The 21,817-nt window shown below is 71.9% G+C and carries 19 protein-coding genes; 9 read left to right on the forward strand and 10 right to left on the reverse strand.

Annotated elements, in window-relative coordinates; all coding sequences use genetic code 11:
- Window positions 1–316: 316 nt before the first annotated feature.
- The 6 genes from ABEA24_RS19740 to larE all read right to left on the reverse strand — a co-directional run bounded on the left by ABEA24_RS19740 (window position 317) and on the right by larE (window position 8,029).
- The gene (locus ABEA24_RS19740; protein ID WP_345432395.1) at window positions 317–799 is read right to left on the reverse strand and encodes a hypothetical protein; all 483 of its coding nucleotides are present in this window, start codon (window positions 797–799) and stop codon (window positions 317–319) included.
- A gap of 207 nt (window positions 800–1,006) precedes the next feature.
- A complete protein-coding gene (locus ABEA24_RS19745) occupies window positions 1,007–1,960 on the reverse strand; it encodes a lysophospholipid acyltransferase family protein (protein WP_345432396.1) in 954 nt (317 codons plus the stop codon).
- A complete protein-coding gene (gene larAH, locus ABEA24_RS19750) occupies window positions 1,957–3,534 on the reverse strand; it encodes an NPN-dependent hydroxyacid isomerase, LarAH14/15/16 family (RefSeq protein WP_345432397.1) in 1,578 nt (525 codons plus the stop codon). The genes ABEA24_RS19745 and larAH overlap by 4 nt, the downstream gene beginning before the upstream one ends.
- Window positions 3,535–3,566: 32 nt before the next feature.
- Window positions 3,567–4,763, reverse strand: a complete 1,197-nt coding sequence (locus tag ABEA24_RS19755; protein WP_345432399.1) for a zinc-dependent alcohol dehydrogenase — start codon at window positions 4,761–4,763, stop codon at window positions 3,567–3,569.
- Window positions 4,760–7,045 (reverse strand): HAD-IB family hydrolase, encoded by a 2,286-nt coding sequence (locus ABEA24_RS19760; RefSeq protein WP_345432400.1) that lies wholly within the window; start codon window positions 7,043–7,045, stop codon window positions 4,760–4,762. Before ABEA24_RS19760 ends, ABEA24_RS19755 begins: the two co-directional genes overlap by 4 nt.
- A 156-nt stretch (window positions 7,046–7,201) precedes the next feature.
- Window positions 7,202–8,029, reverse strand: coding sequence for an ATP-dependent sacrificial sulfur transferase LarE (larE, locus tag ABEA24_RS19765; protein WP_345432401.1), 828 nt, complete (start codon window positions 8,027–8,029; stop codon window positions 7,202–7,204).
- 30 nt (window positions 8,030–8,059) lie between these two features.
- Here larE and larB point away from each other — a divergent pair, with 30 nt between their 5' ends.
- The 6 genes from larB (at window position 8,060) to ABEA24_RS19795 (ending at window position 13,682) form a co-directional block, all read left to right on the forward strand.
- Window positions 8,060–8,752, forward strand: coding sequence for a nickel pincer cofactor biosynthesis protein LarB (gene larB / locus ABEA24_RS19770; RefSeq protein WP_345432403.1), 693 nt, complete (start codon window positions 8,060–8,062; stop codon window positions 8,750–8,752).
- A gap of 157 nt (window positions 8,753–8,909) precedes the next feature.
- On the forward strand, window positions 8,910–10,106 hold the full coding sequence (gene larC, locus ABEA24_RS19775; protein ID WP_345432404.1) for a nickel pincer cofactor biosynthesis protein LarC: 1,197 nt from the start codon (window positions 8,910–8,912) through the stop codon (window positions 10,104–10,106).
- Between the two features lie 257 nt (window positions 10,107–10,363).
- Complete coding sequence (locus ABEA24_RS19780; protein WP_345432405.1) at window positions 10,364–11,401, forward strand: ArsR/SmtB family transcription factor; 1,038 nt, start codon at window positions 10,364–10,366, stop codon at window positions 11,399–11,401.
- A gap of 102 nt (window positions 11,402–11,503) precedes the next feature.
- Window positions 11,504–11,683: a CopG family transcriptional regulator gene (locus ABEA24_RS19785; RefSeq protein WP_345432406.1), complete on the forward strand. Its 180-nt coding sequence runs from the start codon at window positions 11,504–11,506 to the stop codon at window positions 11,681–11,683.
- A 1-nt stretch (window position 11,684) separates the two neighbouring features.
- The gene (locus tag ABEA24_RS19790) at window positions 11,685–12,059 is read left to right on the forward strand and encodes a VOC family protein (RefSeq protein WP_345432407.1); all 375 of its coding nucleotides are present in this window, start codon (window positions 11,685–11,687) and stop codon (window positions 12,057–12,059) included.
- A 132-nt stretch (window positions 12,060–12,191) separates the two neighbouring features.
- Entirely contained in the window at window positions 12,192–13,682 is a 1,491-nt protein-coding gene (locus ABEA24_RS19795) for an MFS transporter (protein ID WP_345432408.1), read from the forward strand.
- A gap of 96 nt (window positions 13,683–13,778) precedes the next feature.
- Here the strand turns inward: ABEA24_RS19795 and ABEA24_RS19800 are convergent, their stop codons facing one another.
- Window positions 13,779–14,978, reverse strand: coding sequence for an MFS transporter (locus ABEA24_RS19800; protein WP_345432409.1), 1,200 nt, complete (start codon window positions 14,976–14,978; stop codon window positions 13,779–13,781).
- Window positions 14,979–15,052: 74 nt separating this feature from the next.
- Window positions 15,053–15,532, reverse strand: coding sequence for an RrF2 family transcriptional regulator (locus ABEA24_RS19805; protein ID WP_345432410.1), 480 nt, complete (start codon window positions 15,530–15,532; stop codon window positions 15,053–15,055).
- Between the two features lie 215 nt (window positions 15,533–15,747).
- Here ABEA24_RS19805 and ABEA24_RS19810 point away from each other — a divergent pair, with 215 nt between their 5' ends.
- The 3 genes from ABEA24_RS19810 (at window position 15,748) to ABEA24_RS19820 (ending at window position 18,985) form a co-directional block, all read left to right on the forward strand.
- Complete coding sequence (locus ABEA24_RS19810; RefSeq protein ID WP_345432411.1) at window positions 15,748–16,809, forward strand: DUF2332 domain-containing protein; 1,062 nt, start codon at window positions 15,748–15,750, stop codon at window positions 16,807–16,809.
- Window positions 16,810–16,916: 107 nt separating this feature from the next.
- Entirely contained in the window at window positions 16,917–18,098 is a 1,182-nt protein-coding gene (locus ABEA24_RS19815; protein ID WP_345432412.1) for an NAD(P)/FAD-dependent oxidoreductase, read from the forward strand.
- Window positions 18,098–18,985, forward strand: a complete 888-nt coding sequence (locus ABEA24_RS19820; protein ID WP_345432413.1) for an RNA polymerase sigma-70 factor — start codon at window positions 18,098–18,100, stop codon at window positions 18,983–18,985. The genes ABEA24_RS19815 and ABEA24_RS19820 overlap by 1 nt, the downstream gene beginning before the upstream one ends.
- 6 nt (window positions 18,986–18,991) lie before the next feature.
- Here the strand turns inward: ABEA24_RS19820 and ABEA24_RS19825 are convergent, their stop codons facing one another.
- The gene (locus ABEA24_RS19825) at window positions 18,992–19,846 is read right to left on the reverse strand and encodes a YhjD/YihY/BrkB family envelope integrity protein (RefSeq protein ID WP_345432414.1); all 855 of its coding nucleotides are present in this window, start codon (window positions 19,844–19,846) and stop codon (window positions 18,992–18,994) included.
- Between the two features lie 73 nt (window positions 19,847–19,919).
- Window positions 19,920–21,779, reverse strand: a complete 1,860-nt coding sequence (locus tag ABEA24_RS19830; RefSeq protein ID WP_345432415.1) for a tetratricopeptide repeat protein — start codon at window positions 21,777–21,779, stop codon at window positions 19,920–19,922.
- Between the last annotated feature and the right edge of the window lie 38 nt (window positions 21,780–21,817).

Raw genomic sequence — 21,817 nt, forward strand, 5'->3', positions numbered from 1 at the left:
ATCACACCGGCTGGCCGGAGGAATGGCGCGAGGTCCTCCGGCACTGGCGCGACTCCGCACAGCCCGAGGTCGCCCAGGACGCCTGGGACGTCACCATGGACGGCCGTTGAGCGGAAAGCTCGGCCGCGCGATGGATGAGTACGAGGAAGGGGCCGGATCTCTCCGGCCCCTTTCGTCGTCCGCCTCGGTCGCGGGCCGGGTCACGATGCCGGGGATAGGCGCGTACGCCGTGAGCAAGCATGCCTTGGATGCGCCAAGGCGCGAGAGGCCGTGCTCCATCTCGTGACGGCGGGCTCGGTGACGTGACCGTCGACTGTCAGCGGTGGCGCAGCCGGCCGATGCCGACGGACAGCAGCAGGACGGTTCCCGCGAGAGCGAGCGCACCCGTGATCAGCGCGATGATGACGTCGCTGATCCACGCATGGGAGTTCCTGGGATAGGCCACGGTCCCGGCAGCGCCCGATATCTCCGCCGGAATCGTCTGGTCATAGGAATGCCGCCCGTTGCCGTCGAGGGTCACCGAGCGCCGTACGGCGCCGTCGCCGGAGACGAACGATCCCGAGGTCGCGTATCCGCCTTTCTGCCGGCGGGTGCTCCACTCGACCGTGAAGACGCCCTGCACGCCGTCGTGGGTGGCGCGGTAGGCGTCCACCGTCCGCGTCGCCTCGGCGACCGATCCGAATCCGAGCAGGGAGAGCGGGATGACGAAGATGACGAGGACGAACAGCGCCGCGGACAGCGACGGGCGGCGGCGGCCGGTCAGACGCCTCAGCTCGGGAGGCTCGGGCGGCATGCTCATGCGGTCTCCGTGTATCGCGCGCCGCGGCCGGGCCACGGCACCGCCGGGAAGACGATCGTCTCGCGTCGGCCGGACCGTGACGGAGATGGCGGCCCGCCGAGCGGAAGCGTACGGGCCCCGGCTAGGGGGTGTCCGGTGGATCTTTGTCCAGCTGCGCGGCGAACAAGACCCACCGGACACCCCCCAGGCCGGGGCCCGCGTGCAGGATCAGTCGCGCCAGACGCGGCGGCGACGGCCGGTGAGGGGCTCGGTCGAGGCCCAGACCCGGCGCCAGTCGGCGGTCTGCTCGGTCTTGGCGTTCTCGTCGCGTACCGCTCCGGGGCGGGTCGGCTGGGAGCCGCCCGGGATCTCGAGGCGGTCGTCGGCCGCGGCGCGCAGCGCGTCGTACCAGCCCAGGTCCTCCTCGGCCGCCAGCATGTTGACGGCCTTGGCCATCCGCGTCCGGAACGCCCGGACGTCCTCGCCCTCCTCGGGCACGAGCGGACGGCCGTACCGGACGGTGACGCGCGGCTTGCCCGGCTGCGGCCAGTTGCGCCCGCGGGGCATCGCGGCGTACGAGCCCCGGATCGCGATCGGGACGCACGGGATGCCCTTCGTGACGCACAGCACCGCGGCGCCGAGCTTGAAGGGGTTCATCCAGCCGTCCTCCGACCGGGTGCCCTCCGGGTAGAGCAGCAGGCTCCATCCGTCATCGACGAGGTCGACGGCCAGGCTCCGCAGCCGCTTCGAACCGTAGCGCTCGACGGGGAAGGCGTTGAAGAACACCGCCGTCAGCGTCGCGCGCCAGCGTACGTCGAAGAAGTAGTCCGAGGCGGCGCCGACGGCGACGCGGTTGGCGAACCGCTCCGGCAGCGAGCCGAGGATCAGCGGGGTGTCCAGGTGGCTGGAGTGGTTCGCCACGAACACCACCGGCCCGCGCACCCCGTCGAGGTACTCCGCGCCCTCGATGACCGGGGTGATCTGCCGCCAGGCGACCGGCTTGAGCAGCCCCTTGCGCAGCACGGACCGGGCCGCGACCGCGGCGGGCGTACGCGCCCACGCGGTCGGGAAGACCTTCTCCTCGGGCTCGACGACGTGCGGCTCGGCCGAGCGGGGCACGGTCGAGCGCCCGCGCCAGTCCCGCCCGTGCCGCAGCAGCCGGAACTCCCGGCGGATGCTCATCGCACGTCCGCCAATGCCAGCGGCGGGGCGTGGTGGTAGGCGATCGACGGGCTGGACCCGACGGTGTCCTTGGCCATCTCCAGCGCGTCGCCGAGGGTGGAGGCCGCCCGGAAGCCCATCCGCTGAGTGGTCTTGCGGTTGCCGCCGACGAAGATGACGTCGCCGAGGTGCTGCATCGCGTGCGCGCCCCAGTACCACATGTAGAAGGGGTGGACGCCGTGGTAGGCGTAGCTGTTGCGGTACAGCTGGATGTACCACGGGTCGGTGGCGAACTGCTCCTCGTACTTCGTCTCGAGCAGCACCGGGTCGGTGCTCTCGGTGAGGATCTCCTCGAAGAAGTCGATGTAGCTCGGGTGGTGCACCGGGTGGAACTCGTTCGGCACCGGGTGGTAGAAGATCGCCACGCCGCCCTGCCGGACGATCGGCTTGTTCTTGTACAGGTTGAAGAAGTAGCCGAGCCCGAGCGACATCACCAGGATCGGGTTCATCACCGAGTTGACGTTGTAGGGGCAGATGTACGGCAGGCCCCAGATCGCGATGTCGGACTGGCCGTTCACCTCGGTGAGCTGCTGACGGTGGACGTTGTTCAACGTCAGCGGGTGCACCTCGGACTGCAGGCCGGCGTGCACGCCCGTGACGCCGTACGGCGCGGCCGTCGACTGCCAGATCCGGCGCCGCGTCTTCTTCGGCATCAGCTCGTTGGCCCGCTTGACCGCGAGGTAGGACGCCTGGTCGCGGACGTTCCACTCCCACTCGCGCTTGTTCAGGAAGCCCATCGAGGAGGGGAAGGTGTCGTTGTTGAGCGTCGTCTCGATCGTGAAGACCTTGACGTGCTCGTCGATCAGGCCCTTCATCCGCTCGTACGAGTGGTGCATCGCGGAGTTGGGCGGGTCGTTGAAGGAGTTGGAGTGCCGCAGCGTGTGCACGTTGTGGTGGTGCTTCAGGCTGCGGTAACTCGCCAGGCCGACCGACACCGACTTCGCGCCGCCGCTCATCGCGGTCAGCGTGATGTTGACGTAGACGATGAGGTCGCTCTCGGCGGCCCGCCGGTTGATCTCGACGTCCTCGCCATGGCGGGTCTTGCCCATGTGGAGGAGGTTGTCGCGGTCCTCGGCGTCGTGGTTCTTCAGGTGCTCGGGGAAGAACGCGTGGAACACCCGGTCGCCGACGGTGCGCCGCAGCTCCGCCGGGGTCATCCGGCGGTGCAGGGCGTTGGCCGCGATCAGCTCGACGTCGTCGACGCCCTTGGCCGCCGCCATCTCGAGGACCTGCTCGATGATGCGCTGGCGCACGTCGGGCGTCTGCATGGGCGGCAGCGGCAGCGACAGGTCGTCGAAGACGATCGTCAGCCGCATGCCGGGCGTCAGCAGCTCCGGGAGCGGCTCGGTGCCGTGCGGGTGCAACAGCGCGTGGCGGATCGCGGCGTCGACGTCGCGGATGCCCGGCAGGGAGTCCGGCGGGTAGATGACCTTGGACCCGAGCGGCAGCCGCTCCAGCCGGAAGCCCTCGCCCTGGTGCATGATGAGCGGCGGAGTCCGCTCATCCACATCGAGTACGAAGCCTGGTCTGCTCACTCGTTGATTTTCCTTTCCCAACCGACCTGCATCTAGCGGGCGAGGTCGAACGCGACTTTCACGGTTCCCAGCCGCCCGGAGTCGGCCGCGTGGTTCAGCGCCTCCCGCCAGCGGGCGAGAGGGTATGTCGTGCCGACGTAGCCGTCCAGCGGGGCCGAGCCGGCGAGCCGCAGCGCGTCGGCGAAGTCGGCCCCGTCGGAACCGGAGCAGTACGCCCCGACCAGCTCCAGCTCGCGGAACCACAGCGGCGTCAGGTCGACGCCGCCGGACGGCATGCCCGACATCACGACGGTACCCCCGGCGCGGGCCAGCCGCAGCGAGGTGTCGAGGCCGCTGGCGCCGCCGGTGCACTCGAAGACGGTGTCGACGCCGCCGAGCAGGAAGTCCGCGCCCATCTCCGGCGTGTGCATCCGCGCGGTGGTGACGCGCCGCAGCGCGCGTACGGCCTTGCGGGGCTCGATGACGGCGGTCGCGCCGAGTGCCTTGGCCTTGTCCTTCTGGTGCCCGTGCTTGGCGATGACGTAGATCGCGCCGACCTGGGTCAGCTCGCGCAGCGCCAGCAGCGTGAGCAGCCCGACCGTGCCGGCGCCGACGACCACGGCCGTGGAGTTCGGCCCGATCGGCACGCGGCGCACCGAGTGGATCGCGCAGGCGAGGGGCTCGGCGAGCACCGCCCGCTCGTCGGGCAGGTCCTCGGGGACCACGTGCAGCTGACTGGCGTGTGCGACGAGCTGGCGGCTCCAGCCGCCGCCGGTGTCGCCGCACGTGCCGGTCTGGATCCCGGCGGAGATGCGGCCGGCGGTGATGTGGTCGCAGCGGCTCTGCTGCCCGGAGGCGCACCAGCGGCAGGGCTCCATGCCGCGAACGGCGCACGACAGGACCGGGTCGATGACGACGCGGCTGCCCTTCGGGATGCCGGGCAGCTCGTCCATGGTCCGGCCGACGATCTCGTGGCCGGGCACGAACGGCATCGACGTCATCGGCGACAGGTACGGCGAGGAGTGGCCGGTCAGCAGACTCAGGTCGGAGCCGCAGATCCCGGTCAGGATCGGCGTCACGCGGGTCCAGCCCTCGCCGGGCAGCTCCGGCGCCTGGCGGTTGACCAGGCGCAGCGGCGCGACGTTCCCGGCGACCATGCCGCTCAGCCGACTCCCCACGCGGGTGGAGGTCAGCCCCCGGGCGGCCACGAACCGGCCCGGCGAGCGGTGGTACTCGAGCGCGAGGATCATCGGGCGGACCTCGCTCCCACGGTGTCGATCAGCACGTCGCCCCGTCCACGGGTATGGGCGCCCCACTCATGGATGCGCCAGTGCTTGCGCTTGGCATGGCGGTACAGCGAGGGGTCCGGGTTGACCGCCGCCGGGTTGCCCACGGCCTCCAGCAGCGGCCGGTCGGAGTAGCTGTCCGCGTAGGCGTACGACTGCGACAGGTCCAGGCCGGTCTCCTCGGCGTGCCGGAGCAGCCAGGCGGCACGGGCCTCGTCGACCAGCGGCGGCGCGTCGAGGTAGCCCGTCAGCACGCCGTCGCGCTCGTGCATGCGGCTGGCGACGACCTCGTCGAACAGCGAGGCAAGGGGCTCGACGAACACGTCGATCGTGCCGGTGATGAGGATCGTCTTGTGGCCGGCCGCACGGTGCGCCCGGATCTTACGGACCGCCTCCGGCATGACCCGCTGCAGCACCGCCTCGCCGAGGACGTCGTTCACCAGCGCGCGCAGCTCGGCGACGTCGGCGCCCTGGTAGCGGCGCAGGAAGGCCCGGACGAAGTCGCCCCGGTCGCGCCGCTCGGCCCGCAGGTACTTGGGGAGCGAGCGGGCCAGGTCGGCGAGCTCGCCGCTCCACTTCGAGCGCGGCAGCGACGACAGCCGAGCCCACAGGTACGACTCGATGAGGTTCGAGGCGATGATCGTGCCCTCGAGGTCGAAGACCGCCGCGACGTCGGTGCGCTCGGGCAGCACCGGGTCGGCGCTCTTGCGGCCGCCGCCGCGGCCCTTGGAGAAGCCGCGCATCAGCTCGGTGACGCTGGGGGAGTGCACCTCCTGGAGGTAGTACTCCCAGTCGATGATCGACGGGTCGAACCCGTGCTCCTCGACGCGCTCCGGCGGCACGGTCCGGTGCAGCGCGTGCGTGCGGCTGTCGTCATAGATGACCTCGGCCTTGGTGTAGGCCTGGTACAGGTCGGAGTAGCGGCGCAGGAAGTCGAGGTTGGTCTGCTGCCGGTGCACCGCCGTCATCCAGTCGCGCGTCTTGGCGGACGCGGGCAGCCGCAGCAGCGCCCGCTCGGCCGCCGAGGTGGCGCGCTCGCTGCTGCTCAGCATCATCTCGACCTGCCGACTGCCCGGGAAGCGCCACTGCGGCACCCGGATGTGGCCGCGCTCGCCGGCCGGCATCGGGTGCCGCCGGAAGTAGTCGCGGACGTTCTCGTACAGGCCGCGGAAGGACAGCGGGTTGCGCGAGCCGGAGCCGACGTGGAAGTAGCCGGTCTGGCCGCGCTCGGGCGGCGTGGCCGCGACGGCGATGGTGGCGTTGACGACGAGGTCGACCGGGATGATGTCGACGACGCTGTCGGGCAGGCCGGGGAACTCCGGCAGGACGCCGCGCCCGTACGCGATGATCAGCGGGTCGGCCATCTTGTAGCCGTCGATCCAGCCCGGGTACGGGTGGCGCAGTGAGCTCTCCACGATCGCCGGGCGTACGATCGACAGCCGCCGGTCGCCCCACAGCTCCTCGGCGGCGCGCTCGCCCTGGGCCTTGGTGAAGGTGTAGACGTCGGGCCAGCCGAGGCTCTGCGCCCGCGACCGGCCGTAGTCGACGAGCCGGTCGGTCACCCACTCCTGGCGGGCCTCCTCGGCGGCCGCGACCACCGACTGCGGGCCGGCCTTGCGGTGCTCGCTCTGCGCCCGCGCCACCGACTTGCGCAGCACCTCGGGCCGCCGCGAGTCGCGCTCGACGTCGGCGCGGGAGGCCAGGGCCTCGGCCATCTCGGTGCGCCAGTCGACGGTGTGGTCCAGCCGGGCCTCCGGCACGACGCCCTTGCGGACGCCGGCGACGTAGGCGGTGGAGACGTGGACGACGTGCGGGTCGGCGCCCGCCTTGTGCAGCGCCTCGTACAGGGTGACGACGCCGGCGACGTTCGTGCGGAACGCCTCGTCGATCGGCGGGTCGAAGGACACCGTGGACGCGCCGTGGATGACCACGTCGATGTCCGCGGGCAGGGTCACCTCGCCGAGATCGCCCTCGATCACGTTGACCCGCTCCGCGGCGATGCGGCGCAGCTCCTCCTCGCCGATCCGCTCGCGCAGCGTCCGGAAGACCGGCTTGCGCAGCAGGCCGTCGAAGCGGCGCTGGGCGGACGTGCCGCCGCGCGGCCGGATCAGCACCGACACGCGCACGCCCGGGTGGGCCGACAGCAGCTTCTCCAGGGTCGCCTGCCCGAGGAAACCGGTGGCGCCGGTCAGCAGGACGTGAGAGTCACCGAGGGACGGGAACTCGTGAGGTCGGTCTGGCGCCATCCGCTGTTCTTCTCCGATCCTGGGCATGAGCCGTCCCGGCCGCAAACTGACAGGGGAAACCCTAACGGTTCACCGGCACCGCACAAACGGCCGGGCGCGTCACCCGTCGTTCATGTCGTGCACATCTCACTACCGGTCCGTCACTGTCGGTCCGCCTCAGCGGTCGGAGGCGGCGAGCACGTCGTTCATCGAACCGGACCGGAACACCTCGACGCGGATCGGCGTGGCGGCGAACCCGGCCTCGCGGATCGCCGCGCTCACCGCCTGGTCGCCCCGGGCCCGCTCGACGAGGTTTGGGTCGACCTCCAGGCGCACGGCGTCACCGAGGTCGCGGACGCGCAGGTCGCGCACCGTGCCGCCGAACAGCTCGCGGACGGCCGTCTCGGCCCGCTCGATCCGCGCCAGCCGGGCGGAGGTCACCTCGATGCCGTACGCGACGCGGCTCGCCATGCAGGCCGCGGCCGGCTTGTCCCACACCGGCAGGTCCCAGTGGCGGGCGATGGCCCGCACCGCCGCCTTGTCCAGGCCCAGGTCGGCCAGTGGCGTACGGGCCCCGCGCTCGGCGGCGGCACGGATGCCGGGCCGGAACCCGGCGACCACGTCCGAGGCGTTCGTGCCGGTCGTGATCGTGGAGTAGCCCAGGTGGTCGGCGAGGGCGTTCGCGGTGTCGAGCAGGACGCTCTTGCAGAAGTAGCAGCGCTGCGGGCCGTTCTCCCGGTATCCGGGCACCTCCAGCTCGGAGGTGGCCGGCGTGTGATGGGCCACGCCCAGCTCCGCGCAGAACTCCCGCGCCGCGTCCAGTTCGGCGGACGGCAGGGAGGCCGACACCGCGGTGACGGCCGCCACCTTGTGGGGGCCGAGCGCGCGGGCCGCCGCCGCGAGTACGACACTGGAGTCCACGCCGCCGGAGAACGCCACCAGCGTTCTGCCGTAGCCTGCCATCTCGGTCAGCAGTTCGTCGGAGAGGACCACCACGTCCACCATGCAACCCCGATCCGTTGAGGAACGACTCTCATGACGGTATCCCAGCCGAACGGCGTAACCGATCTCGGCTTCGCGCGGCTCGACGTCGACCGCGCCGCCCGGACCGGCGACCCGGAGGTGGTGTTCGGCCAGGGCAAGACGCCGGAGCAGATCGTCGCCGCGCTGCGTGCGCTGCACGAGGCGCACCCCGACCGCGCCGTCCTCGCAACCCGGCTGTCGGACGAGGCGATCGCCGTGTGCCGGGAGCGGCTGCCGGCGGCCGAGATCGACCCCGTCGGCCGCACGGCGGTCCTGGGGACGACCGAGACCCGGGGCACCGTCGCGGTGGTCGCCGCGGGCACCTCCGACCTGCCCGTCGTCCGCGAGTGCACGGCGACCGTACGCGTCTTCGGGGCCGAGCCCGACGAGATCGTCGACGTCGGCGTGGCGGGCATCCACCGGCTCCTGGCCCAGCGCGACCGGATCGCCGAGGCCGACGTCGTCGTCGCGGTCGCCGGCATGGAGGCGGCCCTGCCCTCGGTTCTCGGCGGCCTCGTCGGCGCGCCCCTGATCGCCGTGCCGACCAGCGTCGGCTACGGCTGGAACCTCGACGGCGTCACCGCCTGGCTCGCCACGGTGAACAGCTGCGCCCCCGGTGTCGTCTCGGTCAACGTCGACAACGGCTTCGGCGCCGGCGTGGCCGCCGCCCGCATCGCCCGCCGCACCGCGAAGGCGGACGGATGAGGCCCGGTCGGCCCCCGTCGCACGCCACGCGCGAAGGGGGCGGCCGCCCAATGCGGGCCGTTCGGCCGGTGTCGTGCGCCACGCGCGAAGGGGCAGGCTGTTCGGCGCTGGCCGGTCGGTCGTGGTCGTGCGCCACGCGCGAAGGGAAGGCCGTCCGATGAGGACCCTGTGGGTCGACGCGGGTAACGGCGCGGCCGGTGACATGCTGCTCGCGGCGCTGGTGGACGCCGGCGCCGACCTCGACGCCGTACGGGCGGGTCTGCGCGGCCTCGCCGTGGAGCCCCTGGACGTCGAGGTGACCCAGGTGCGCCGGCACGGGCTGCGCGCCCGGTACGCCGAGGTCCGGGCCCCGCACAGCCATGTCTCGCGGAACCTCGCGGACGTCACCGCGATCATCACGGCCGCCGCCCTGCCGGAGGAGGCGAGGGAGTTCGCCCTGGCCGTCTTCCAGCGGCTCGCCCGCGCGGAGGCCCGGGTGCACGGCGTGGACGTCTCGGAGATCCACTTCCACGAGGTCGGGGCGCTCGACGCCATCGCCGACGTCACCGGGTGCGCGCTCGCCCTCCACGATCTCGGCCTGCTCGGCGCCGCGACGCGCGTCGTGTCGCCGGTCGCGGCCGGGTCCGGCGTCGTCCGTGCCGCCCACGGGCCGCTGCCCGTCCCGGTCCCCGCCGTCCTCGAACTGCTCACCGAGGCCGGCGCGCCGCTGCGCTCGCACCCCGCCGCGATGGAGCTGTGCACCCCGACCGGCGCCGCGCTGCTCGCCACGCTCGCCACCGACTGGGGCCCCGCGCCGGACTGTGTCCCGCGCGCCACCGGCACCGGCGCCGGCCGCGCCGACCCCGATGGCCATCCGAACGTCCTGCGCGTGCTGATCGGGGAGGCGGCCGACGCGTCCGGCTGGGCGACTGCGGAGATGCGCCGCGTGGACACCACCGTCGACGACCTCGATCCGCGGCTGTGGCCGGACGTGCTGGAGGCCCTGCGGTCGGCCGGAGCCGTCGACGCCTGGTGCTCACCCGTGCTGATGCGCAAGGGCCGCCCCGGGCAGGTGCTGAGCGTCCTGGCGGACCCGCAGCGGCTCGACGCCGTGTGCCGCGTGATCTTCGAGCAGACGACGACGCTCGGTGTGCGCGTCTCGCCGGTCGAGCGCCGTTCCCTCGAGCGCGACCAGATCACCGTGCTGGTGGCCGGGGGAGCGACGGTCGGCGTCAAGCGCGGCCTGCTGAACGGCGAGGTCGTGACGGCGCAGCCGGAGTACGACGACGTCCGCGCCGCCGCGACGGCGACCGGCCGTCCCGTACGGGAGGTGCTCGACGAGGCCGCGAGGCGGGCCGGCGAACGCGATTCCTAGACCGGCCGCTCCGTACGGGGCGTGCTCGCCGAGGCCGCGAGGCGGGCCGGCGAACGCGATTCCTAGACCGGCCGTCCCGTACGGGGCGTGCTCGCCGAGGTCGCAAGGCGGGTCGGCGAAGGCGATTCCTGGCCGCGAGGGTGCCCTATTTCGGCCATTGCGTTGGTATGGCCTTTTCTGTCGTGTTTTCTGGATCTGACCTGATCTCGACGGCGAAGGCGTCCGGCGAGGCTTGACCGTTCGCATGAGGGAACGCGATGCGACAACGGGGGATCCTGAGAATCCACTTCACCACTGGGGACCTCGTTCGGACCCATCTGGTCGACGTGCCCGATCCGATGTGGGAGACCGTGCTCAGCCTGCACGTCCTGCAGGGGCGTGCGGGGCAGGCGGCGTTCGGCGAGTGGCGGCAGCGGGTGCGCCGCGACCTGTTCCGGCGCGGGGAGGCGGGCACGGTGCGGGAGCGGTTGTTCTCCGTCGTGCCCAGGGCGGGCTACTTCCCCGACTTCCTCACCCCGCCGGAGGGCCTGCTCGGTCTGGAGGCCGGCATCGAGGCCATGTGCGGCGTCCCGTCCCGGCGTCTCGCCGCGGAGCTGGAACGGCTGGGCGGCGAGAACGATCCGTCCTCCTGGCGGCGTGCCCTGGCGGAGCCCGGCACCCGGACGAGGTCGGAACTCGGCGAGAGCTTCCGGGCCTACCATCAGGCCGCTCTACGCCCGTACTGGGCCGACGTCCAATCCCGCGTCCACGCCGATCGGGCGCTGCGATCCCGGTTGTTACGAGAAGAGGGAGTCGCCGCGCTCTTCAGCAGTTTCGCCCCGTACATGCGCTGGCGAGCCCCGGTACTCGAGGCGGACTATCCGGTCGATAAGGAGTTGCGTCTCGACGGACGCGGACTGCTTCTCATCCCCTCCTATTTCTGCTGGCGGCAGCCGGTCACGCTCGCCGACCCCGAACTTCCGCCGACCCTCGTCTACCCCGTCGAACACGACGCCCAGGGGCTGGCCTCGCCCGGCCGCGGCGAGGAGGCGCTGGCGCGGCTGCTCGGGCCGACCCGCGCCGCGGTGCTCCGGGCGACGATCGTCGGTCCGACGACCGGAGAACTCGCCGACCGCGTCGGCATCTCCCCGGCCGGAGCCAGCCAGCACACGACGACGCTCCGCGAAGCCGGTCTGATCGCCAGCCGGCGCCAGGCCAACCGCACGATCCATGTCCTGACGCCGCTGGGGTGGGCTCTCCTCACCGGCGACCTCGGGCATTCGCTGCCGGCCGCGGCTGGCCTCTCGCCGCGCTGACGCCGTAGGAGTCTCGGGCGCGGGAGGAGCGGAGCCGATGTGATGCCGGCCCGAACCGACGACGCGAACTAGCTAGCGAGCTAGCATGCTAGCATCGCCTCTGTGGGAGACGAGGACGTGAAGCAGTTCAACGTGTACCTGCCGATCGGGTTGATCAAGCAGGTCAAGTACCGCGCCATCGAGTCGGAGCTGTCGCTGTCGGCGCTGGTCGCCGAGGCACTGCGCGCCTACCTCGATGCCCCCCACTCCGAGCAAGAGCGACCGTCTGACAAGGAGGCCTGATATGGCGACCGAAGGCATCGAGGCCGTGTTCATGGAGACCCACAACTGGGGCAAGGCCGCGAAGTTCTTCCAGAGGCTGGGTTATGAGTTGGAGTTCGCCACGGACCACAACTCCGGCCAGCTGCGCAACGGCGACGGCCCCACCCTCTTCATCGCCGAGGTCCCGGAGGACCGGGAACCTCAGATGCAGCTGGTGCTGAAGGTGCCCGACGCTGACGCCTTCCGACTCGACGCCGATATCGAGGTGGTGACCCCGTTCGAGGACACCCACTTCGGGACCAGGCTGATGACCGTACGCGACCCGGACGGGCGGCTCTGGAGTCTTCAGGCTCCGGCCAAGAACCAGCCGCAGGGAAGCGAAACGGGCCATGAGTGACGAGCAGGCCGTGGCTCAGAACGGCACGGCGCGGCGAGTCCGCGTGTTGCGAGTCCACGGAATGTCGCCCCAGGTTCTCGATGACGAGACCGGCATCGGGCCTGCGTGCCGGAATGCGCGGAGACAGCGGTGGTGAGCGAGACGACCGCGGCGGGCTCGGCAGGTGCGTCGGCGCCGCCGAGCCCGCCGCGGCGTGGGCTCGGCATGCTCGTCGTGATGATCGGCGTGCTCATCGCGGCGATCGACGGCACGATCGTGGTGCTCGCCCTCCCCGCGATCGAACACGACCTGAACATCTCCCTGACCTCGGTCACCTGGGTGGTCGTGGCGTACCTGCTGGTCGTCACGGTGCTGGCCACCCAGGTGGGCCGGCTCGGCGACATGTACGGCCGGGTGCGGATGTACGAGGCCGGGTTCGTGATCTTCGTGCTCGGCTCGGTGCTGTGCGCGCTGGCCTGGAACGCGACGGCCATCATCGGCTTTCGCGTTCTCCAGGGTCTTGGCGCCGCACTGATCGCCGCCAACAGCGGTGCGGTCATCGCCGAGCTGTACCCGCCGCAGGAACGCGGCCGCGCCTACGGGTTCAACGCGTTCGTGTTCTCGCTGGGCTCGGTGCTGGGCGTACTGCTCGGCGGGGTCATCGTGACCTACGTGTCCTGGCGGTGGATCTTCTGGATCAACCTGCCGGTCGGCCTGGTCGCGCTGGTGCTGGCGGCCCGAGTGCTGCGGGATCGCGGAGAGCGGGTACGCCGGCGGCTCGACTCACTGGGCATGATCAGCCTGGGACTGGGGCTGTTCGGCGTGCTGTGGGCGATGACCAAGCTGGCCGTCGAGCCGTTGAACGCCACTCAGATCGGTTGCCTGGTCGGCGGCGTGGCTCTGCTGGGGGCGTTCGCGTTCATCGAGGTGCGGCACAAGGAGCCGACCCTGGACCTGTCCTTGTTCCGGATTCCCGCGATGGTGCCCTCGTTGCTGGCCTCGCTCTTGCAGAGTCTCGGCAGCTTCGCCGTGCTCTTCTTGGTGATCATGTATTTGCAGGGCCCACGGGGGCTGAGCCCGATCGCCGCATCGTTGCTGTTGGTGCCGGGCTATGTGATCGGGGCGATGGTGGGCCCGTACACCGGGCGGGTCGCCGACCGGTTGGGACCGGTGATCCCGGCGACCGCCGGACTGGGTATCTCGGTCATCGCGCTGGTCATCTTCGCCCAGATGACCACGACCAGCAGTCTGTGGCTACCGGCGATCGGCAACGCGGTGATCATGGTCGGGGGCAGCTTCTTCTATTCGGCCAACAGTTCTGCGGTGATGAAGACCGCCCCGCCCGAACGGCTGGGGATCGCCTCCGGTGTGCTGAGGACGTTCGCCAGCGTCGGCATGGTGTTCTCCTTCACCATCGCCATTCTCGTCGCCGCGCACTCCATTCCGCGCAGTACGGCCTTCGCCATCTTCGTCGGCACCACCAGCCTGTACGGGCGAGACGTCGCCGCCTTCACCGGTGGATTGAGCGTGGCCTTCTACACCCTGATGGGCATCATGGCCCTTGCCGCCGCCCTGTCGGCGATCCGCGGCCGGGGCAACGTAAGGAAGACCGAACCCGAACCCGGGACCGCGGCCGGACGATGAGCCGCCGACCGGTCGAGCAGCGCGAACCGGCGTCGCCTGACCCGGAGGATCGAGCGACGCTCTCCGCAGCCGGCGCTGACCCGTCCCGAGAGAGGGTCAACTGCTCGGCGCGGGGACGGGCCGCCATCCGTGCCCGGCCCGGGTCGTCCAGCGCAGGAACACCAGGGCGAGAACCGCGACCGCGGCGGCCAGCCCGTACATCACGGCTGAGCCCGCGCCGAGGGCGGCACCCCCGGCGGCGGTCCCGGTCCCGATGCCGATGTAGATCGACGAGGCGTTCAGCGACACGACGAGCGGGGCCTCCTGGGGAGCGGCGGCGATGAGGCGGTGCTGCTGCGCGGGCGTCTGCGTCCACGTGCTCGCACCCCACAGCAGCACGAGCACCCCGGCGATCAGCGGCGACGTGACGCCGGTGGCGGCGCTGATCCCCAGCGCCGCCAGGGCGACGGCCATGGCGAGGTAGCCGCCGTTCAGCACGCGGATCGGGCCCCACCGGTCGGTGGCGTAGCCGGAGACGAGGTTGCCGGCCACGGCGCCCGCGCCGTACAGGAACAGCATCAGGACCGTCGAGCCCTCCGGCACCCCGACGCTCCGCAGCGCCGGGACGCTGTACGCGTACACGGTGTAGCTCGCCGCCATGCCGAGGACGGTCAGCGGCAGCACCGACGCGACGGCGGGCCGCCGCAGCAGGGCGAGGCGCGCCCGCAGCGCGACCCGCGGTCCGCCCGGCAGCACCGGCATGATCCAGAACACACCGGCCGCCGCCACCAGAGACAGCGCGGCCACCAGACCGAGGGCCGTACGCCAGCCGAGCCAGTGCCCCGCCAGGTCGCCCAGCGGCACCCCGAGCGCGGTGGCGACGGTCAGGCCGCCGACGACCACGGCCAGGGCCCGTGCCCGCACCTCCGCGCGGACCAGCGCCGCGCTGACCGCCCCGGCTCCGGGCGTGTAGACGGCGGCCCCGGCCGCCGCCAGCACCCGGCTCGCGATCAGCAGGGGCAGGTTCGGTGCCAGCGCCGAGGCCAGGTTGGCGACGCCCAGCACGACGAGCGCCCCGACCAGCAGCATGCGTCGTGGCAGCCGCGCGGTCAGGGTGGCCAGCACGGGGGCGAGGACGGCGTACGCGACGGCGAACACCGTGACCGACTGGCCCGCCGCTCCGGTGGACACGTGCAGCGTACGGGCCATGGACGGCAGGAACCCGGCGACGATGAAGGCGTCCGTGCCGACGGCGAAGGTGCCCAGCGCGAGCACGAGCGTCGAGCCCAGGCCGCCCGGCCTCGTCACCTCTGCCACGCGAGGCCGATTCAGGACATTCAACATCCAGATTCTCCCTACAAGTCGGCCGGGATCGTCTCCCGGGGACTCGGTCAGCCGTTGACGCGTTCGTGCCAGCGCCGGGCGCGGGCGCCGGCCGACGAAGGCGCCGCCGCCATCAGGTCGGCGAGGGTCTGGGAGGCGAGCTCCCGCCGCCACGCCAGCTCCGCGCGACGCATCGCGACGGAGACTCCGCACATGTGCCGGAAGTCGCTCGCGGGAGCCTCCGCCCCCGCGCCCCGCTGCCGGATCTCCGTGCAGCGGAACGCCTCATCCGGCCCCTCGATCGCGGACACGACGTCCATGAGCGTGATCTTCTCCGGAGGACGGGCGAGCCGGAACCCGCCACGTGCGCCGGCGGTCGAGGTCAGCACGCCCGCCCGGACCAGCGCCTGGAGCCGCTTGTTCAGGTACGCGGGCGGCAGCTCGAACCACGCCGCCAGCTTCGCCGTCGACAGCGGCTCCTCACCGCCGATCCAGGCCAGGGCCAGGCAGCAGTGCAGACCCCACTCGACGCCTTCGCCCATCCGCATAATCTGGATGTTACCCGTCCAGATTGCTCCTAACCGGATTTCCTGGGGAACGACCAACGAACGCGACTCCGACGACAGCTGCGGTGAGTCGATCGAGGACCTCCTCGGTGCTCCTGCGCCGGGTAAAGGGCCGTCGATGACTAGAATCGCCGGAATGCCAGGGCCGACCGCAGGAAAGCGCCGTACCCGTGGGTAGGGCCCGCACACTCGCACAGGTGTACCGGCACTTCGGTGAGGTCGACGCCGCCGAAACATCGCCGCTGTACGAGCGCGTCGCCGTCGCCCTGAGCGAGTCCGACGAGGCGCTGCGCGCCATCGAGGCGGTACCGGCGCGCAAGCGGCACCCCACGGTGATCCTTGCCGCGCTGCACGACCTCGCCCTCGCCGGACGCGCCCCGGCGCTCGCCGCGGCCTATGCCGCCGCGGACGGCGACGCCGCCGCCGGCGCGGCGATCGACACGCTGGTGCGAATGACCGACTCGGTCGTGGCCATCGCCGCGCGCCGGCAGACGCGGACCAACGAGACCGGACGCTGCGCCGTGCTGTATCCGGCCATCGTCGAGGCGGCACGCCGGGTGGGCGCGAATGCGGTCGGGCTGATCGACGTGGGCTGTTCGGCCGGGCTCAATCTCAATGTCGATCGCGTTGGCATCACGTACGGCAACGGACAATCGCTGGGCGACCCGTCATCTCCCGTGCAGCTGTCTTCGTCGATCGTGGGAGACCGGCCCATCCCGACGCGGGCGATGCCCGAGGTCGTCGCCCGGATCGGCGTCGACCTCGATCCGGTCGACGTGACCGATGCGGATGAGGCCCGGTGGTTGCGCGCCTGCCTGGGGCCGGATCAGCCGGAGCGGGTCGCGAGGCTCGAAGCGGAGATGGCGTTGGCGGCGACGGCCCCTCCGCTGCTGCTGCGAGGTGACGCCGTCGAGGTGTTGCCCGACGCCTTCGCCCGTGTGCCCGCAGGCGCCCTGCCCGTCGTCACCACGACGTGGGCGCTGTCGCACTTCCCGCTCGAGAGCCGCCTGCGCTTCCTGCACCGCCTCGACGAAGCGGCGGCCGGCCGGCCGGTGGCGTGGGTGTCGGCGGAGGGGGTCGGAGTCGCGCCGGCGATACCGACACTCGGCGATCGCCGCGCCTCTGGCCACAGCATCATCGGCCTGGCGGTGTTCGACGGGCCGGCCCTGCGCGCCGAGGCCATTGGCCGCTGCTGGTCGCGGGGCCGCATGCTGGCGTGGCTGGCGGAAACCGACTCGCCGGCCACCGCCGCTCCCTGACCCGAACCAGGAAATCCGCGGAACGCATGTCACGTTCGGCGGGTGTCGTTCCGCCCTCATTGGTGAAGGCGCCTCTCCGGGCGCCGCCACCGTGAGGGAGGATCGTCATGACAACCCGGATCGTCGTACTCGGTGCCGGATACGCGGGACTGCCGGCCGCGCGGCGGCTCATCAACAGGCTCGGCGACGCCGCCGACGTGACCGTGGTGAGCGCGTCGCCGTCGTTCGTCGAACGGCCGCGCCTGCACCAGACCGCCACCGGACAGCGGCTCCGCGAGCTGCCCCTGGCCGGCCTGGTCGGCGGGCCTCGGGGCGGGAGCCTGATCGTCGGCCGGATCGGCGACATCGATCTCGCCGGCCGCCGGGTCCGCGTCCAGGCGCGGGACGGCGAGCGCACGCTCGGTTACGACGTCCTGGTGTACGCGCTCGGCAGCACCGTCGACGTACGCGCCGTGCCGGGCGTCGCCGCTCACGCGCACACCCTCTCCGGCGCCGGGTCCGCGGAACGCCTGAGCGGGGCGCTGGCGACCGCGTCACCCGGCTCCACCGTCGCGGTGTGCGGCGGCGGGCTGTGCGGCATCGAGATGGCGGCGGAGCTGGCCGAGTCCCGTCCCGACCTGCGGGTGCTCCTCGCCTCCCGGACCGAGCCCGGGGCGTGGCAGGCCCCGAGGGCACGGCGGTACCTGCGCCGGGCCTTCGACCGGCTCGGCGTCGAGGTCCTCGCCGGCGCCGAGGTCAGGGAGGTCGCCGAGGACGCGCTCGTGCTGGCCGGGGACCGGCGAGTCCCGTACGACCTGTGCGTGTGGGCCGGCGGCTTCACCGTGCCGTCCCTGGCCAGGGACGCCGGGCTCGCCGTGGACGACCAGGGACGGATCGTGGTCGACGAGACGCTGCGGTCCGTGTCCCACCCGGAGGTGTACGCCATCGGCGACGCCGCCGCCGTCCCCGGCCCCTGGGGTGCGGCGCTGGCGTACGGCTGCCGGACCGGAAGCTTCACCGCGCCATGCGCCGCGGACGCGATCGCCGACCGCCTGGCCGGGAGGACGCCGCGTTCGTTCCGGTTCCGCTACTTCCACGAGTGCGTCAGCCTCGGCCGCCGCGACGCCTTCATCCAGTTCCTGCACGCCGACCAGACGCCGAGCCGATGGGTGCTGACGGGCAGGCTCGCGGTCTGGTACAAGAACATCGTGCTCGATTCCGCGAAGGTGGTGTTCCGGCACCCCGGCCCCTACACGCCGCGCCGCCGACCGGCCGCCCGGCCCGCCGAGCCTGCCCCGCTGGCGTCCTGATGCCGGAAGGGCCGACGTCCGGCGACGACGTCTTCGAGGGGAATCGGACGCTGCTGTTCTCGGTGGCGTACCGCATGCTCGGCAGCGTCGCCGCGGCGGAGGACACGCTTCAGGAGGCATGGCTCCGCTGGAGCCGCGTCGACCGGTCCACGGTCACCGAGCCCCGCGCCTACCTGGTCAAACTCACAACCCGGGCGGCCATCGACCGGCTGCGCCGCGAGAAGGCCGCCCGCGAGGTGTACGTCGGCACCTGGCTGCCCGAGCCCCTGCTCACCGCCCCGGACGTGGCCGAGGAGGCCGCGCTCGCCGACTCGGTGTCCATGGCGATGCTCGTCGTGCTGGAGACCCTGTCGCCGCTGGAGCGCTCGGTGTTCGTCCTGCGGGAGGCGTTCGGCTTCGACCACGCGGAGATCGCCCGCGTTCTGGACCGTTCGGAGGAGTCGGTACGGCAGCTCGCGCACCGGGCCCGTCGCCACGTCGAGGCGCGCCGGCCGCGCTTCGAATCCGACCGTCAGGTGCGCCGGAGGGCCACCGAGCGATTCCTGGAGGCGGCCGTCGGCGGTGACCTGAACGCCCTCATGGAGGTCCTCGCCCCCGAGGTGACGCTCTGGTCGGACGGCGGCGGCAAGGTACGCGCGCCGCGTCGCCCGATCGAGGGAGCGGACAAGGTCGCCCGATTCTTCGCGGCGGTCGCGGGGGACGCGCCGCCGGGATCCGCGTTCCGCCTCGTCGAGGTGAACGGTGGGCCGGCGATCCTCGTGCACCTTGCCGGCGTTCCCATCACGGTGGCCACCGTCGACGTCGACCCCGACGGCCGGGGGATCAGCGCGATCCACCTGATCGCCGCCCCGGAGAAGCTCGCGGCGGTCACCCCGGACACCACCTGATCCGCATCATCCCCGGGGACGGGAGCGGCGCTCGACGTACATCCGGCCGACGATCGATCCGAGCTGGATGACCACTCCCATGGCCACCAGCCAGGACAAGATGATCATGATGACGCCGATGGGGCCGTAGCTCCGTTCGTTCGCGACGATCGCCGCGGAGAAGAAGTGGGCGGAGAACAACCCCAACCCCATCCAGCACACGGCCGTGGCCAGGGCGGCGGGGAAGAGGGCGCGCCAGCTCACCGCGCCCCTGAGCAGCACCTTCATGCTCCCCCACCAGAAGAGCGTCGCCAGAGCGAGGCCGAACAGGCCCTGCAGCACAGGCCCGCCGGCCGGGCCGAGCGTTCGGCCGGCCGTGGCCTGGACGATGCCGTACGCGACCAGCGCCGCGAGCCAGGAGAGCTGGGCGGCGATATCCCGCCACCCCCGGCCGGGGACGTCGAAGACCCGCTCGTACCACCGCTGGAGGGTGGCGGCGACCGCCAGGGCCCCGACGACCAGGAGGCAGGCGCTCGCGATCGTCAGCGTCCCGGCGCCCGGGCCGGCCTTGAAGAGGTCCGCGACGTCCTGCGCCGCCTGCCGGTTCAACCCCAGCCAGCCCGCGACCACCGCCGCGGCGTCACGCCCGGCCGCGGCGGTGACGACGATGAGGAAGGGGAAGAAGCACAGGATCGCGAGCGCGGCCAGCTGGAAGGAGTTGCCGTAGAAGTCGACCGCGTTCAGCCGGCTCCACAGCCTGCCCGGCTCACCCGTCCTGAGGCGTTGAACGGCGTTCCGGCCCCATCGCCCCAGGCCCGAGAGCCGCGCGCGCACGCGCCCCCGCCCGCCGCGCGGACCGACCGGCATCCTCCGGCCCGCCATGTACGCCAGTCTAAGAGGGTGTTCCGGCGGCGGCTGAGGGGTTTGTCGCTGGCTGGAGTATGCCGGTGACGCGTCAGTTGAGGGATTCAGCGGCGGCGAGTGCTTGTGCGGCGCTGTGGTGGTCGCCGTGCGCCCGGAAGCCTTCTACGGCGATGGCGAGCGCTCTGTCGGCTTCGTCGAGCCTTCCGGCAGCCCGGAGGGTTCGGCCGAGGTGGAGGCGAGCGATGGCTTCGCTGTGCGCCGAGCCGCGCGTCTGGGCGAGGTGGAGGGCGTCATGGTGGTGGATGAGGGCGGTGTTGTGGTCGCCGAGGCGGCTGTGGGCGGTGCCGAGGAGGTAGAGCGCCATGGCCGTGAGATCCTCGTCGTTGTTGTCGCGGGCCAGGCTGAGCCCGGTCCGGAGGTGGTGGAGCGCGGTATCGGGCCGGTTGAGGTGGAGGTACTGTTCGCCGGCGTAGTTGTGGGCCATGGTCATCTGGACCGGCACGTTGGCGGTCCGCCCGAGCGCGATGGCCTGCTCGAGGGTGGTGACGGCCGCGTCGTGGTCGCCGGAGCGGCCATGCAGGGTGCCGAGCAGGATGAGGCTGCTGACTTCTCCGGGGCGATCACCGGTCGCGCGGGCCTGCTCGAGGGTGATGGACAGGAGCCGACATGCGGTGGCCCGCTCGCCGCGGTGGATCGCGATACGAGCCCGGACGCGCTGGGCTGTCGCCTGGGCCCAGCCTTCGGTGACCTGCTCAACGGCGGCCGCGCAGCGCGACAGATCGTCCCAGCGGCCGGAAAGGACGAGCGGACGCTGAAGGAGCTCCAAGAGCTCTGCGGCAAGGGCGGCATCCAGTTCGGGGGTGGAGGTCACGAGCATGATCGCGGCGATCAGGTTGTCCTGCTCGACGTCGGGGACCGCCTCGCCCGTCTGCTCGGCGCGGGAGGATTCGGCTGTGCGGCCGGTTCCCTGGGGCACTGCGTCGGGCCGGGGGTGCGGGACCTGCCCGGCGAGGCCGGTGAGGGAGGCGCGGACGGCGCGGGTGAGGGACCGGCGACGCACATCGGCGGAGTCTTCGCGGAGCGCCTGCTCTTTGGCGAAGCTGCGGAGTAGGTCGTGGAAGCCGTAGCGGTCTGGTGCCGGGTTGGTCGCTAGGTGGGCATCGAGCAGTTGGTCCAAGAGTTGCTCGGCGTCCGAGGCGGGCACGTTGAGCAGAGCGGCCGCCGTGTGGAGTGAGGAGGCCGGATAGTCGAGCAGCGCGAGCAGCCGGAACGCTTGTGCGGCTGCGGGTCCAAGCCCGCGATAGCTGAGCATGAGGCTGGCGCGCACATCGAGGTCTTCGACGTGGAGCTCGTCCATCCGGCGGTGCTTGTCGGCCAGCCGGTCGGCCAGGTGCCGCACCGACCATGCCGGTCGGGAGGCGAGCTTGGCACCGGCGATCCGCACCGCAAGAGGTAGCCGGCCGCAGTTGGTGATCACGTCCGCGACGGCAGTGTCGTCACCCGCCACCCGCCCGTGGCCTGCGGTGGCCGCGAACAGGGCGGTGGCTTCCAGCTCGCTCATGGGCAGCAGGTCGAGCCTGGTCGCGCCTACCAGGCCGGTCAGTTGGGCGCGGCTGGTGACCAGCGCGGCGCTCGGACCTCCGCCGGGTAGCAGCGACCGTACCTGGGCGCTGGTGGCGGCATTGTCCAGCAAGAGGAGGACTGCGCGGTCGGCGAGTATCGACCGGTACAGCGCCGACCGATCAGCCAGGTCGGCAGGAATGGTTCGGCCTGGCACTCCCAGTGATCTGAGCAGGGAGTTCAGGACGTCCCCAGGGTCCCGGGGGGCTGTGCCGGCCCCACGTAGGTCGGTGAACAGGGTGCCGTCGGTGAAGATGTGTCGCAGCCGGTGGGCGGCATGTAATGCCAGGGCCGTCTTCCCCACCCCCGGCGGACCGGTGACAACGGTCACTCTCGCGGATGCTGCACCACTGGCCAGACTGCTGGTCA

The sequence above is a fragment of the Actinoallomurus vinaceus genome, from assembly GCF_039542055.1.
Lineage (GTDB): Bacteria > Actinomycetota > Actinomycetes > Streptosporangiales > Streptosporangiaceae > Actinoallomurus > Actinoallomurus vinaceus.